15 protein-coding genes are annotated in these 13,752 nt (G+C 72.6%); 4 read left to right on the top strand and 11 right to left on the bottom strand.

Annotated features, from left to right (window positions below):
- The 7 genes from JT1_RS13260 to JT1_RS13235 form a co-directional block, all read right to left on the bottom strand.
- A complete protein-coding gene (locus tag JT1_RS13260) occupies positions 1-1,185 on the bottom strand; it encodes a zinc-dependent alcohol dehydrogenase (RefSeq protein WP_068327319.1) in 1,185 nt (394 codons plus the stop codon).
- Between the two features lie 61 nt (positions 1,186-1,246).
- Entirely contained in the window at positions 1,247-2,038 is a 792-nt protein-coding gene (locus JT1_RS13255; protein WP_068327315.1) for a hypothetical protein, read from the bottom strand.
- 1 nt (position 2,039) lies between these two features.
- Positions 2,040-3,269, bottom strand: a complete 1,230-nt coding sequence (locus tag JT1_RS13250) for an NRAMP family divalent metal transporter (protein WP_068327314.1) — start codon at positions 3,267-3,269, stop codon at positions 2,040-2,042.
- Complete coding sequence (locus JT1_RS13245) at positions 3,266-3,712, bottom strand: hypothetical protein (protein WP_068327311.1); 447 nt, start codon at positions 3,710-3,712, stop codon at positions 3,266-3,268. The genes JT1_RS13250 and JT1_RS13245 overlap by 4 nt, the downstream gene beginning before the upstream one ends.
- A gap of 174 nt (positions 3,713-3,886) precedes the next feature.
- Entirely contained in the window at positions 3,887-4,873 is a 987-nt protein-coding gene (locus JT1_RS13240; RefSeq protein WP_068327309.1) for a DNA topoisomerase IB, read from the bottom strand.
- Positions 4,874-4,909: 36 nt separating this feature from the next.
- Positions 4,910-5,041: a putative transporter small subunit gene (locus tag JT1_RS18730; protein WP_211596828.1), complete on the bottom strand. Its 132-nt coding sequence runs from the start codon at positions 5,039-5,041 to the stop codon at positions 4,910-4,912.
- Positions 5,042-5,056: 15 nt separating this feature from the next.
- Complete coding sequence (locus JT1_RS13235; RefSeq protein ID WP_068327305.1) at positions 5,057-6,739, bottom strand: sodium:solute symporter family protein; 1,683 nt, start codon at positions 6,737-6,739, stop codon at positions 5,057-5,059.
- Between the two features lie 254 nt (positions 6,740-6,993).
- Between JT1_RS13235 and JT1_RS13230 the strand changes: the two genes are divergently transcribed.
- Both JT1_RS13230 and JT1_RS13225 read left to right on the top strand, forming a co-directional pair.
- The gene (locus JT1_RS13230) at positions 6,994-7,839 is read left to right on the top strand and encodes a hypothetical protein (protein ID WP_169702004.1); all 846 of its coding nucleotides are present in this window, start codon (positions 6,994-6,996) and stop codon (positions 7,837-7,839) included.
- Positions 7,840-7,841: 2 nt separating this feature from the next.
- Positions 7,842-8,456 carry a maleylpyruvate isomerase family mycothiol-dependent enzyme gene (locus JT1_RS13225; protein WP_068327299.1) on the top strand — a complete coding sequence of 205 codons (615 nt, stop codon included), beginning with the start codon at positions 7,842-7,844 and terminating at the stop codon, positions 8,454-8,456.
- Here the strand turns inward: JT1_RS13225 and JT1_RS13220 are convergent.
- Genes JT1_RS13220 through JT1_RS13205 form a run of 4 tightly spaced genes read right to left on the bottom strand, consistent with a single transcriptional unit; the run spans position 8,440 to position 10,799 of the window.
- Entirely contained in the window at positions 8,440-9,087 is a 648-nt protein-coding gene (locus JT1_RS13220; RefSeq protein ID WP_439645749.1) for a class I SAM-dependent methyltransferase, read from the bottom strand. The genes JT1_RS13225 and JT1_RS13220 overlap by 17 nt on opposite strands.
- A complete protein-coding gene (gene ric, locus JT1_RS13215; RefSeq protein ID WP_169702003.1) occupies positions 9,084-9,782 on the bottom strand; it encodes an iron-sulfur cluster repair di-iron protein in 699 nt (232 codons plus the stop codon). Before ric ends, JT1_RS13220 begins: the two co-directional genes overlap by 4 nt.
- A 43-nt stretch (positions 9,783-9,825) precedes the next feature.
- Complete coding sequence (locus JT1_RS13210; RefSeq protein WP_068327292.1) at positions 9,826-10,224, bottom strand: RrF2 family transcriptional regulator; 399 nt, start codon at positions 10,222-10,224, stop codon at positions 9,826-9,828.
- A gap of 17 nt (positions 10,225-10,241) precedes the next feature.
- On the bottom strand, positions 10,242-10,799 hold the full coding sequence (locus tag JT1_RS13205) for a 2'-5' RNA ligase family protein (RefSeq protein WP_068327288.1): 558 nt from the start codon (positions 10,797-10,799) through the stop codon (positions 10,242-10,244).
- Between the two features lie 426 nt (positions 10,800-11,225).
- On the opposite strand from JT1_RS13205, the gene JT1_RS13200 reads away from it, so the two are divergent.
- The gene (locus tag JT1_RS13200) at positions 11,226-12,152 is read left to right on the top strand and encodes an oxidoreductase (protein WP_068327285.1); all 927 of its coding nucleotides are present in this window, start codon (positions 11,226-11,228) and stop codon (positions 12,150-12,152) included.
- Between the two features lie 179 nt (positions 12,153-12,331).
- Entirely contained in the window at positions 12,332-13,729 is a 1,398-nt protein-coding gene (locus JT1_RS13195) for an HNH endonuclease signature motif containing protein (protein WP_068327282.1), read from the top strand.
- Positions 13,730-13,752 lie beyond the last annotated feature (23 nt).

Raw genomic sequence — 13,752 nt, 5'->3', positions numbered from 1 at the left:
TCAGGGGGAGAGCACCACCTTGATGCAGCCGTCCTCCTTGTCGCGGAAGGTGCGGTAGGCCTCCGGGGCGTGCGAGAGCGGCACGCGATGCGTCGCCAGGCCCTCGACGTCGAAGACGTCCTCCTCACGGGTCACCATCTCGAGCAGCTCGTCGCTCCAGCGCCGGACATTGGCCTGGCCCATGCGCACCGTGACCTGCTTGTCGAACATCCGCATGAGCGGCATCGGGTCGGCCATGCCGCCGTAGACGCCGCTCAGCGAGACCGTGCCGCCGCGCCGGACGATGTCGAAGCACTGGTGCAGCACCTTGAGGCGGTCGATGCCGATCGTCTCGATGGCCTTGCGGGCCAACGGCTTCGGCATCCGGCTCGTGGCACCGATGACCCGCTCGGCGATCGGGTTGCCGTGCGCCTCCATCCCGACGGCGTCGATGACACGGTCGGCACCCCGGCCGTCGGTGATCTCACGGACGGCCGAAGGGAGGTCGTCGACGGTCCGGATGTCGATCGTCTCCATGGCATGGGCCGCGGCCATCGCGAGGCGCTCGTCGACGAGGTCGACGCCGATGACGCGCTCGGCGCCCTGCAGCCGCGCGGCCCGTGCGGTCATCTGCCCGATCGGGCCGAGCCCCATGACGACGACGGTGTCCCCCTCGCCGACGTCGGCGTACCGCGCCGCCTGCCACGAGGTGGGCAGCACGTCGGAGAGGTAGAGGTAGCGCTCGTCGGACCCGCTCTCCGGCAGCCGCACCGGTCCGTACTGCGCCTGGGGGACGCGCAGGAGCTCGGCCTGGCCACCGGGGACGGAGCCGTAGAGGCTCGAGTAGCCGAAGAGCGCCGCCCCCTTGCCCTGGTCGCGCACCTGCGTCGTCTCGCACTGCGACTGCAGCCCGCGGCGGCACATCCAGCAGTCCCCGCAGGAGATGTTGAAGGGGACGACGACGCGGTCGCCGACCCGGAGGTCGCCGGCGTCGGGGCCGACCTCCTCGACGATGCCCATCGCCTCGTGGCCGAGGACGTCCCCCGGCTGGAGGTAGGGGGCGAGCACTCCGTACAGGTGCAGGTCGGAGCCGCAGATCGCCGTGGACGTGACGCGCACGATCGCGTCGGTCGGCTCCTCGATCCGCGGGTCGGGGACGTCGATGACCTCGAGGGTCTCGGGGGACTGCCAGGTCACGGCCTTCATGGGTGCCTCCTGGGGCATCGAGTGGCATCGGGTCCGCTACCGCTACCCGCCCGGGCGGCCCTCAACCGTCCCCGTGCCCGCTGGCCTCCCCGCGCAGCCGCACCCACCCCTGCGGCCACGAGATCTCGGCCAGGTCGGCGACGTCGTGCCAGTGCGCCTCCCGGTGCACGGCGTCGACGATCCAGCGGATCACCCGCGGCCCGTCCTGCTCCTCCGAGGAGTAGCCCAGGCTCGAGCCCACGACGCGCGGCCCCACGAGCACCCGCGTGAGGCGCGGGCCGGACCCGACGAAGGCGGTCCGCGCCTCCAGGTCCGTGATGTGCCGGCCCGCCTCGTGGCCCTCGTCGATGACGGCCATGGCGAAGAGCTCGGTCATGCGGTGCACGTCGCCGTCGCTGCCCCGCTGCGGGATCGGGCCGTGCCGGCCCCCCGACCACGGCGAGTCGTCGTCGAACTGGTCGCCGTCCCCCTTCGCCCCCGGGATGCGGCCGATGAGGTGGCGACGCAACCACCGCTCGAGGCCGAAGGAGGCGAGCAGCTCGGCGCCGGCCCGGTCCACCACCTGGATCGCCGAGCCGAGGTCGGTGATCTCGCGCCAGGGGACGAGGACGACGCCGGGGTCGTCGGGGTGGTTGAGCCGTCGCCAGATCGCCCAGCCCCAGCGACCGAGCACGCCGGGGTAGCGCGGTGCGAGCGCCCCGGGGCCGATGAGCAGGCCCTCGACGACGAGCCCGTCGCCGTCCTCGCGCAGGGCGAGGTCGTCGACCTTGCCGAGGAGGCGGCCCTCGCGGTCGACGACCTGGTGGTCGAGCAGGCGCTTGACGAGGCTGTCGTGGAAGGCGTGGATGGTCATGTCACTGCCCCACCCGGGTGATGAGCATCAGCGGCACGGCGGCCGCGGACGCGACGAGCACGGGGACGAGCACGGCGGTGCCGCACACGTTGGCCAACCACCCGTTGACCCGGTCGCCCATGTACGTGCGGTCGTTGGCGACGATGAGGATGGGGATGTACGTGAGCGGCAGGGCGACGGCGCTGAAGACGACCGAGTACTCCGTGACCATGATCGGGTCGACGGTCGTGAGCAGCACGCCCGGGCCGAGGATGCACAGCAGGAGCAGGATCGTGTGGAACCGGGTGGCGTGCAGCGGCTCGGCGTACTTGCCCCACTGCCAGCCGAAGTACTGGCAGACGCTGTAGCCCACCGACAGACCCGTCTCGCAGGCCGCGCCGAAGGTGGCGGCGAAGAGGCCGAGCAGGGCGATGGCGATACCGATCTTGCCCAGCGCCATGCCGACGGGCAGCACCGTCTGGCTCAGCTCGCCGACCTCGATCGACAGGGGGAGGAAGACGATGGCCGCCGACGCGGTGATCGCGACCGAGAGCACCGCGCCCAGGGGGAAGCCGAGGAAGACGTTGGCGCGCATCGTGGGGATGTCCTTGCGCGTCCACCCCTCCTCGACGCCGCCGGAGGAGAAGAAGAAGACCTCGTAGGGCGTCATGGTCGCGCCGAAGATCGCCACCGCGTAGTACCAGTAGGTCGGGATCCCCTCCGGCTGCGGCATCGTCGCCGTCGACGCCTCGTGCCACATCTGCGACCAGTCCGGCGAGAGCTGCCAGACGGCGACGGCGAAGACGACGAGGGCCAGGCCGCCGAGCCCGAAGGTGTCCTCGAGCGCGGAGAACTTCACCCGCCAGAACACCAACCAGAGCGCGGCGGCGACGACGGGGATCCACAGGTAGGGGTTGACGCTCGTCGCGAGCTGCAGTGCGAGCGCGACGCCACCGATCTCGGCGATGAAGGTCAGCAGGGTGACGGCGATGGAGCCGACGAGGTTGAGCAGCCCGACCCGTGGCCCGAGGCGCTCGCGGATGAGGTCGAAGGTCGGCCGTCCACTCACGGCCGCGACCCGGCCGCTCATCTCGGCGAAGACGCAGATGCTGAAGGTGCCGACCACGAGGACCCAGGCGAGCGACAGGCCGAAGCGCGAGCCGACGACGCCGGCGGTCACGATGTCACCGATGTCGACGAAGCCGCCGATCGCGGTCAGCAGGCCGAGGAGGAGGGCGAGGGCCTTCTTCATCCGAGGTCCTGCTCGAGCTTCTCGAACTTCCGTACCGTCGCCTCGAGGTCGTGCAGCGCCTGCCGCAGACCGCTCGTGTCGTGCCGGCGGGCGGCGATGCGGGCGTCGGCGATCGCCTCGTCCGCGTCACCGAGGGCGCTCAGCACGTCGGAGCGAAGGGGGTCGTCCCGCCTGTGCGGGGGTTGCACCTTGCCGAAGCTGTCCTCGATGGGCCCGATGGCGTCCTCGCAGCCGCTCAGGCTCGTGTCCGCGACGGCGTCGGTGACGCGGTCCTGGAGGACCTGCCGGACGACGAGCTCGGCGGTCGCGGTCTCGGAGAGCCCCGAGCCGACGGCGCCACGGGCGTTCTGCCGGAAGGCCCCCGAGTCGAACGCCGGGGTGACGCAGCCGGTGAGCGCGAGCACCACCCCGATCGTCGTCGCCACGACCGTCCGTCGCGTCATCGTCGCTCCCGGAGCACGACGTACGCGAGCAGGCAGACGAGGCCGATGAGCATCAGCCAGCCCAGACCCAGGGGCCAGCCCTCGATCATGGCGCACCGGTCGCAGCGCGGGACATGCCCCCTGCCTACCCCGTCCTGCACCGATCATGCGCCACCGCAGGGGTGCCCGCGCGTGTCAGGTCGCCCTGAGCAGCGCCACGAGCTCGCGCTCGACCCGTCGCCGCACGGTGTCGCTGTGCTCGAGCGGCTGGCCCCGCGTGGGCCGGACGTGGCGCCCCGCGCGGTGCGCCGCCAGGACGCGTGGGTCGACGTAGCTTTCGCGGGCGACCGTGAGGGTGTCACCGAGCGAGTCCGCGGCGGCCTGCAACGCCGCGCGCTCGATGTCGTCGGGGTCGCCACCGCCGCGGGCGGCGCGCGCCAGGGCCTCTGCGGCGGTGACGGTCGCCGCCCACGTGCGCAGGTCCTTGACCGTGTGCTCCTCGCCGACGAGCTCGACGAACCGGTCGGTGACGTGGCGTGGGGCGAGGTCGTGGCGCTCGCCCCCTTCGCGGTAGCGCATGAGGTGCTCGCCGCGACGACCGGCGCGGCGCAGGCCGCGCAGGGTCCGGGTCACGTCCTCGTCCTGCACCGCGACCGAGGCGGCTTGGCCCCCCTTCGCCGGGAACTCGAGGAGGACGCCGTCGCCGCGGTCGTGGAGGTGCTCGGTGAGCAGTGTGGTGGCCCCGTGCGACCCGTGCTCCGCCTCGTACGCGGTCGACCCGACCCGCAGCCGGCCGGTGTCGAGCAACCACAGGGCCAGGCCGGTGACGCGAGCGCGGGTCAGCCCCGGTGACCGCAGGTCGGCGCGCACGGCACGACGCAGGGTGGGCAGGGCCGGCGCGAGGGTGAGGACCCGGTCGAACTTGTCCCGGTCCTGCTGCTCGCGCCACCGCGGGTGGTACAGGTACTGAGTCCGGCCGGCGGCGTCGACGCCGGTGGCCAGGAGGTGGGCGTCGGGGTCGGTGCAGATCCACACGTCCTGCCAGGCAGGAGGGATGACGAGGTCCTCGATGCGGGCGCGTACCTCGGCGCCGACCCGGCGCCCGTCGGGGTGGACGTACGTGAACCCCCGTCCGGCGCGTCGCCGGCGGATGCCGGGCTCGTCGGGGCTGCTGCGTCGCATGGTCCTGTCATACCCGACGCGGGGGCCGGTGACCCGTCAGATGATGTCGCGTCCCTCGTCCCTGGCCGCCCGCCACGCCCTGTAGAAGGCGACGCAGATGACGGTGAGGACGACGGCCACGACGACGGGCCAGACGAGGATGTAGGCGGTGAGTGCGGTGATGGACATGCGGGCTCCCAGAGGTCAGGCGCGGGCGGGCTGGAGGTCGGGGTCGTCGTGCTCGGTCGCGACCTCGTCGTCGGTGAAGTCGCTCGTGCGACCCGCGATGAGCGCGAAGTCGAAGGGCGCCTGCCGCGACCGCAGCGACATGACGACGCAGACGATCGTCGAGACGGCATAGGCGCTGAGCGACCCGGACAGGGCCGGGTGCTGCGAGATGACCCCGATGGCGAAGGGGGCGACCCCCACCGCGAAGACCGTCCCGATCGTGATCCCGGCCCGTGCCCCGAAGAAGCCGAAGGCCATGAGCCCGATGACGATCCCGGCGCCGATGATGCCGATGACGTCGATCGCGAGGTCGAGCGCCCCGGACTGCGGCAGCCAGGAGAAGCGGACCGGGAGGAAGACGACGAAGGCGACGAGCACGGAGACGGTGAAGGCCGAGTTGGTGACCCGGGTCCAGTAGAAGGAGGCGATGACGGGGAAGACGAGGCAGCCCCACATCGCACCGACGAAGACGAGCAGGTCGAGGATGTTGAGCTCGAGCGCGGCGAAGAGCACCGCGGCGACCGTCGCGACCACCATCGTCAGGCGCCCGATGAGCAGCATCGTCGCCGGGTTGACGGTGCCGCCGCGGCGGGCCCGCTCCCCGTAGATGTCGGTCATGACGATCGACGACAGGGCGGCGAGGTCGGAGTCGGCGGTCGAGGAGAGCGAGCCGATGATCATGACGAAGAAGATGACGATGAGCGGCGTCGCGAGGTGCGAGGCGGCCATCTGCGGCAGCAGGTTGTTGGGGTCGCCGCCGGCCGGGGTGATGCCGGCGTAGAGGGCGAGCACTCCCATCATGCCGATGCCGATGATCGTCGCGCCGTACCCGATGGTCGCCGTGATGAAGGTCGGCTTGATGAGGTCCTCGCGCACCGCGAAGAGGCGCTGGGCGATCGTCTGGTTGCCGATGGCGTAGGCGAGGACGGCCGCGATGTACGGGGCGCCCTGGCCGAGGAAGGCCTCGGAGGAGAAGAAGCTCGACTGCTGCTGGGTGAGGTTGCCGGCGCCCTCGCGCAGCAGGTCGGGGCCGCCGAGGACGAAGAAGAAGGCCGGCACGAGGACGACGACCGAGAGCAGCATCGCGACGACCTGCGCGAAGTCGGTGAGGACGGACGCGCGGAACCCGGACCAGACGGTGTAGAGCAGCACGCCGGCGGCGATCATCAGCACGCCCTGGATGAAGCTCATCGGAGAGAGCATCGAGATGAGGGCGCCGCCCGCGATGAAGTTGGACATCAGCGAGATGACGCTGCCGAGCACGTTGGAGATCGCGAGCATCAGCTGGCTGGAGCGGCCGTGCCGGGCGCGCATGACCTCGGCGAGGGTGTGCGCGTGGGGCGCGACCCGGCGGATCCGCCGGCCGAAGGGGTAGATGAAGAGGATCATTAGCGCGCCCCACAGCCCGTAGTGGATGGGCCCGGAGATGCCGTACGTGTAGCCGGAGGTCACGGACGCGTACATCGACGACGCCCAGATCCAGGTCGCGGTCATCGAGGCCGCCGAGATGCCGAAGCCGATGTTGTGCCCGGCTGTCATGTACTCGTCGGCGTTCTCCTTGCCTCGGCTGATCCTCATCGACATGACCATGGTCAGTCCGTAGAAGAGGAGGAGCAGCAGGATGATGGTCGCGATGCCCAGGGGCGGCTGCGTCGGCATGCCTTCCTTCCGGTGTGGTGTTGTGGGTGTGGCTGGGCGCAAGGTAACCCGGGGGCGCGGCGAAGGCTAATGGCGCCAAACATGTGAAAACCGCCGCAAAGCCCATGACCACGGGCCCGTCCGCGGTTTCGGCCGGGGTCCGCGGTGTGAGCGATCTCACCGGTTCGCACGGGTGTGGCGACGTGCGGACGAAGGGGGAGACCTCCCCCGTCGATGTGCTTGCCGTGGCCCGGAAATGTCGGTTGGGTGTGCCCATGAGCTATCAGCCGCCCCCGCCGCCCCACCGGCCGCCGCCGCCCGGTCAGCCGCCCTACGGCGGTCAACCCCCCTACGGTGGTCAGCCCCCCTACGGCGGTCAGCCCCCCTACGGCGGTCAGCCGCCCTACGGCGGTGGCGCGATGCCGCCGCCGGGCGGGTCGGCGCCGCGCCAGTACAGCCCGATCGACGCCGTGAAGTACGCGTGGACCAAGTTCACGCAGAACCTCGGCCCCTTCCTCGGGGTGACGGCGATCGTCCTCGCCGTCGGCATCGGCCTGAACATGCTGATCAACCTCGCGCTCACCGGCAGCGTCCTCAGCAGCGCGGAGGCCGTCGACCCGCAGACGGGGCTGCCCGACAACTTCGTGCAGATGCAGCTGGCCAACGTGGTCGGCAGCTTCCTCACCGGCTTCGTCTCCTGGGCGCTCGGCCTGGCGCTGCTGCGCGGTGCGCTCGACGTCGTCGACACGGGCCGGACCTCGTTCGGCGAGATGTTCAGCCGGATCCCGTGGGGGCAGGCGCTCCTGGCCGGTCTGCTGGTGTGGCTCGCCACGACGATCGGTGTGGTGCTGTGCATCCTCCCCGGCCTCGTCGCGATGTTCCTGCTCTACTACACCAATGTCGCTGTGCTGGAGGGGCGCTCAGCCACCGACGCCATCGGGGCCAGCTTCACCTTCGTCAAGGACCACCTGGCGGAGAACCTGCTGCTGCTCCTCGTCGCCCTCGGCCTCGTCATCCTGGCGATCTGCACCTGCGGCCTCGGCATGCTCGTCGTGACCCCGCTGCTCACGATCGCGCAGGTCTACACCTGGCGCGTCCTGCAGGGACGGCCGGTCGCCTGACCATGACCGATGTCTGGGAACTGGTCCACGCCGAGCGGGCCGCCCTCGCCGACGACCTCGAGCGACTCACCGAGGAGCAGTGGCTCCAGCCCTCGCTCTGCGAGGGGTGGAGCGTCCACGACGTCGCGGCCCACCTCGTCGACAACGCGCGGGCGACCCCCTTCGGGGTGGTGTGGGCGATGGTGCGGGCGCGCGGCGACTTCGACCGGCAGAACCAGCGGGGCATGGAACGTCACCGGGGCGTCACCCCTCGCGAGACGCTCAGCGGGCTGCGTGAGGTCGCGGCGCGGCGGACCGGCCCGCCGGCTCCCGTCGACAGCCGGCTGGTCGAGGAGGTGCTCCACGGCGAGGACATCCGGCGGCCGCTCGGGATCTGGCACGACTACTCCGCCGAGGCCGTCGAGCGGGCGCTGCGCTACCAGGCGCGGGTCTCGCAGGGGCTGGGCGGTGGCCGGCAGCGCGCCGAGCGGGTCACCCTGCACGCCACCGACCTGGACCTGTCCATCGGCGACGGGCCCGAGGTGCGCGGCCCCGCGCTCGCGCTGCTCATGGTCATCTCGGGCCGGTCCGCCGCGCTGCCCGACCTGGAGGGACCGGGCGTCAGCCTCCTGGGCTGAGCGGCTGCAGGATGCTCACGACGAACCCGGTCGTGGGCGTCCACGGCTCGAGCGCCCACCCGCCGAGGCGCACCTGCTCCTGGAGGCCCGCTGCTGCCGCGTCCGCGACGAAGTCGTCGAGGTCGTAGCCCCGGTCGGTCCCGAAGCCGACGACCGCGCGTCCGCCCTCGGCGAGGTGGTCGGCGAAGCCGGCGAGCACCGACCGCCGGGTGCTCGGTGCGAGGAAGGTCATGACGTTGCCCGCGCACACGACGAGGTCGAAGGGGATCCTGCGCCCCTCGTCGTCGCGCAGGTCGAGGGTGGCCAGGTCGCTGACGACCCACCTCGGGCCGGGGTGGTCCTCCTGCGCCGCGGCGATGAGGGCGGGGTCGACGTCGGCCCCGGTGACGTCGTGGCCCAGCTCGTGGAGGCGGCCGCCGACCCGGCCGGGCCCGCACCCGGCGTCGAGGATGCGGGCGCCGCGGGTGGCCATCGCGTCGACGAGGCGGGCCTCGCCGTCGAGGTCGTCGCCCCGGGCGGCCATCGCGCGGAAGCGGTCGATGTACCACTGCGAGTGGTTCGGGTCCTCCGCGACGATGCGCATCCACTCGCTCGTCTCGGGTGCGGCCGACCGGCCGGCGTCGGCCGTCACGCCGCGGAGACCTGGTCGTGGAGCGCGCGCACCCGGGGGAAGAGGATGTTGTTCTCCTTGTGCACGTGCGCGTGCAGGTCCTGCTCCAGCTCCTCGAGGCCGGCGAGCATGGCGCGGTAGGAGTTGCAGCCGTCCGGCGGCGGCGTGAACCCGCCGGTGAGGTCGCGCAGCTCCGCGAGCAGGTCGCCGACGACGTCGTGCTCGTCGACGAGCCGCTGCACGAGCTCACCGAGGTCGCCGGAGGCGACGGTGACCGGAGCCCGCGTCTTCTCCAGGCGGCTGATCGCCGGGAAGACCACCCGCTCCTCGCGGGTCAGGTGCGGCTCGATCTCGGTGACCACGCGGGTGTAGGTCTCCTGCACGCGGCCGAGCTCGGGGTGCCGCTCGCCGTGGACGCCGACCACCTTGTCGACGAGCGCGGTGAGGCGCGGCATCTCCTCCCACAGGTACGCGTGGTGGGTGTCGACGATGTCGTGCGCGAGCGCCGACAGCGCGAGGTCCTTGGCGACCATCACGGGGGGCTCGCCGGGCACGTCGAGGCGCGCGCTGACGTCCGCCGGGTCCAGGCCGGCCTCGCGGGCCGCCTCGTCGAGGGGGCGGTCTCCGTTGCAGCAGTAGTCGAGGCCGAGCTGCTCGAGCACGCGGCTGCGGCGCGGGTCCTCGGTGACGAGGTCACCCAGGGTGGTGGTGGTCATGACGGCCATGGTGAGATCCCTTCGTGGTGGTGGTGCCGGGTGGTCAGGGGTGGGGTGCGGTCGCCGGGGTGGCGGCGAGGATGTCGGTCAGCGTGGTCCGGGCGCGGCTCCACGCCTCGTGGAGGACGCAGGTGCGGCCGAGCGTGCACGCGCGGTCCTCGGCCACGCACCGCCCGGTGGTCGTCGGGCCGTCGATGGCCTCGATGACCTCGAGCACGCTCACCCCGCTCGCGTCGTCGGTGAGCGAGTAGCCGCCGGTCGGGCCGGGGGTGGAGCGCACCCACCCGGCCTTGACGAGCGGGCCGACCACCTGGGCGACGAACCCCGGGGTCGCGCCGAGGGCCTCGGCGAGCTCGGGTGCCTTGAGGCGGGTGCCGGCCGGGGCGAGCAGCCCGACGGCCTGCACGGCCAGCTCCGCTCTTCGGGTGACCTCTAGTCTCATAGTCATAGACTACAAGATCAGGACGAAGGGGGGAAGCCCTCCAGGTCCCAGCGCTCCACGACGTGGCAGCGGCCGCTCTCCCACCAGGCCAGCTGCAGCTCGGCGAGCGTGCAGGCGGCCGGCAGCAGGTGGCCGAGCGAACGTCGGGTGGAGGCGATCGAGACTCCGTCGCGGGCCGCGTCGAGGGTGAGGTGCGGGACGGGGACGCGACCGAACCTCCCTTCGTAGGGAGGGAACGCGGGGAAGGCAGCGGTGAGGGCCGCCGTGAGGGCGCGCAGCGGGGCGTCCGGCTCGGGGCGCAGGTGGATGATGCCGTCGGGGAACTGGTCGATCTCGTCGAGCCGCACCGTGATCGGCGCCGTCCGGGCCGCGATCGCGGCGACCGTGGCGAGCTGGTCCGGGGTCGGTGCGGGGGCGAAGGGGGCCAGCGCCGTGATGTGCGCGTGGCCGAACGCCGGGTCCGTGGAGACGAACCCGGCGTCGTGGTGGGCGGTGCGCTCGACGACCCAGGCCTCCAGGGGTGGGACCGGGAGCTGCAGGACGGTGTGCCCCGACGCCCCCTGCGGGTTCGTCATGACGTCACCGTAGACCTGCCCGTCAGTCCTCCGGCAGCTCGGCGAAGGTCTGCTTCGTCGCGTTGTACCAGCCGAGCGCCTTGCGGGGGCGCAGCCACCGCTTCTTCATCGTCGGTCCTCTCGTGGTGGGGTCTCTCGTGGTGGTGACGACCGGGGGAGCGCGGATGTGACCGGCCGGCGGCGCAGGTCCTCCCGCCGGGTGACGCGACCGAGCACCTCGGGGTCGGCGCGGAAGGTGACGCCCCGCACCACGCCCCCTTCGATCGAGCACGGCGATCTCCCTTCGCCCGTCGATCCGCTCCGGGGTGCCGGTGGCGATCGCGGCCGCGTCCGCCGTGACCCTCGCCTGCGGCGCGAGCCCCTCGTCGCTGTGCCTCAGCCCACTGACGCACGGGACGGGTCCAGCGTGACTGGCAGGCTGGCCCCATGACACGCACCCGCGACGCCTGGTCCCTCGACCGCATGTCCGACCAGACCGGCCGGACCGTGGTGGTCACCGGGGCCAGCTCGGGGCTGGGCGCCGTCACCGCCCGTGAGCTCGCCGCGCGGGGCGCGCACGTCGTCCTCGCCTGCCGGGACACGGCGAAGGGGGAGGCCGTCGCCGCCGGTCTCGAGCGCGCGCAGGTCGTGCGCCTGGACCTGTCGTCGCTGGACTCGGTGCGCGTGGCCGCGCGGGAGGTCCGCGACCGGCACGAGCGGATCGACCTGCTCGTCAACAACGCGGGGGTGATGATGACCCCGCACGGCGTGACGGCGGACGGTTTCGAGCTGCAGGTCGGCACGAACCACCTGGGCCACTTCGCGCTCACCGCGCTCCTGCTCGAGCGGCTGCTGGTGACGCCGGGGTCGCGCGTGGTGACGGTGTCGAGCCTCGCGCACCGGTTCGGGGGCGGTCGTCTGGACGTCGACGACCTGCAGTCCGAGCGGGGCTACGACCCGATGGGCGCCTACGGACGCTCGAAGCTGGCTAACCTGCTCTTCACCCATGAGCTGCAGCGGCGGTTGTCCGAGGCCGGGGCGGGGACGATCGCGCTCGCCGCGCACCCCGGGCTCTCCCGGACCGCCCTGGCCCGACACCTGCCCGCCCCGGCCCGTCCCCTGGTCGCGGCAGGCAACGTGCTCGTCGGGCAGAGCGCGGCGAAGGGGGCCCTGCCGATCCTGCGCGCCGCGACCGACCCGGCCGCGGTCGGCGGCGAGTACTACGGTCCGAGCGGGTTTCGCGAGTTCCGTGGCCGTCCGGTGGCGGTCGGCTCCTCCCGCGGGTCGCGGGACCCGGAGGTGATGCGCCGGCTGTGGGAGGTCTCGGAGGAGCTCACCGGGGTGCCCTTCCCCGAACTCGCCCCCGCTCCCTGAGGGCCACCCGGGGGCACGCTCCCTGAGGAGGTTGCGCACCCCGACCCACGCTCCCTGAGGAGGTTGCGCAGCAACCGTCTCGAAGGGCCACCATCCCCAGACCCCCACCCGACCCGGCGCCCGTCCACAGCACCCCAACGCTCCCGACCGCTGTCGGTGGTCGAACATACGATCGATGCATGTCAGAGGCGACGGTGCGTGACGCGGACCCGGGACCGGACCCGGTCCTGCGGGACGCCCTGCGCCCGTTGCTCGACACCGACGTCGACAGGGTGTGGCAGCTGCCCGACGCCGAGGTCACCGACGGGCTGGCGGCGCTGGGCCGGGCGAGGCAGCTGCTGGCCGTGGCCGAGGTCGCGCTGGTGCGCGAGGGCATCTCCCGGGGGCTGCCGACGCAGACCTCGTGGTCGGTCCACGACTGGGTGGGCGTCAGCGAGGGGCGGCACGCCCCGCGCCCCGAGTCCCGGCACGTGTCGTCGGTGGTGCGCGTGGCGACGGCCGGCCTGCGGGCTGGCAGCGGGGTGAGCGACCCGAGCGCGGGCATGGCCCCGGAGCCCACCGGTGACGCCGGGATCGCAGGCGTCGTGGCGGCCTTCGAGGCGGGAGACCTGCCGCTGGGCAAGGCCGACCAGCTGGTGCGGTTCGAGGAGGGTGTGCGGCGAGTGGCCGACCGCGACCTCCTCGACGCGGACCTGGGGCTCATCCTGGGCGAGGCCCGCGACGGGCTCGTCGCCACGGGCCCGGACGGACGCACCCCGCAGCGGGTCTCGGGCCTCGACGAGAAGAAGCTGGCCGCGGCCATCACGATGACCACCCGGATGCTGCGTCCCGACAAGGACCTGGGTGAGGACGACGAGCGGCACAAGGCGTCGCGCTCCCTCACCTCGAACACGGATGCGTGCGGCATGACCCGGTACAAGCTCGTCCTGGACCCGGAGGGCGCCGCGATCATCGACGCGGCAGTCGCCGCGCTGTCCGCCCCCGTCAAGGGCCCCGAGGGCGAGCCGGACGATCGCTCCCCGGCCAGGCGTCGCGCCGACGCGTTGCTCGCAGTCGTCGAGCGGAGTGTCTCGGCCCCGGTGGGAGCGCCCCCCGGCGACAAGGCCAGGGTCGTCGTCACGATCAGCCTGGCCGCCCTGACGGCCCACCTCGCGCAGGGCCGCTGCGGTGCCTGTGGTCAGGACCTGCCGACCACGGCCTTCGGTGGTCATGCCGGCGGGTCCACCGCCACGGGGCAGGTCCTGCCCCCGTCCGCGGTGCGCCGGCTGGCCTGCGAGGGCGGGATCATCCCGGCCCTGCTGGGCACCGACAGCGAACCCTTGGAGCTGGGCCGCGCGGCCCGCTTCTTCACCCCGGGCCAGAAGCGCGCCCTGTACCTCCGTGACGGCGGGTGCACCTTCCCCGGGTGCACCATGCCCGCCCACTGGTCCGACGCCCACCACGTGCAGTACTGGTCCCTGGGAGGGGGCACCGACATCGGCAACGCGGCCCTGCTGTGCGAGCGCCACCACACCCGGGTCCATGCCCGCGACCTGGCCTGCACCATCACGGCGACCGGCGTGACCTGGCACGTCTAGCTGCCGCGCCCCGGACCCGGCCC

Origin of the sequence: Janibacter terrae NBRC 107853 (assembly GCF_001591405.1) — a bacterium.
Classification (GTDB): domain Bacteria; phylum Actinomycetota; class Actinomycetes; order Actinomycetales; family Dermatophilaceae; genus Janibacter; species Janibacter terrae.
The sequence above is the reverse complement of the archived record's forward strand: the minus strand, read 5'-3'. Positions and strand labels throughout refer to the sequence as shown.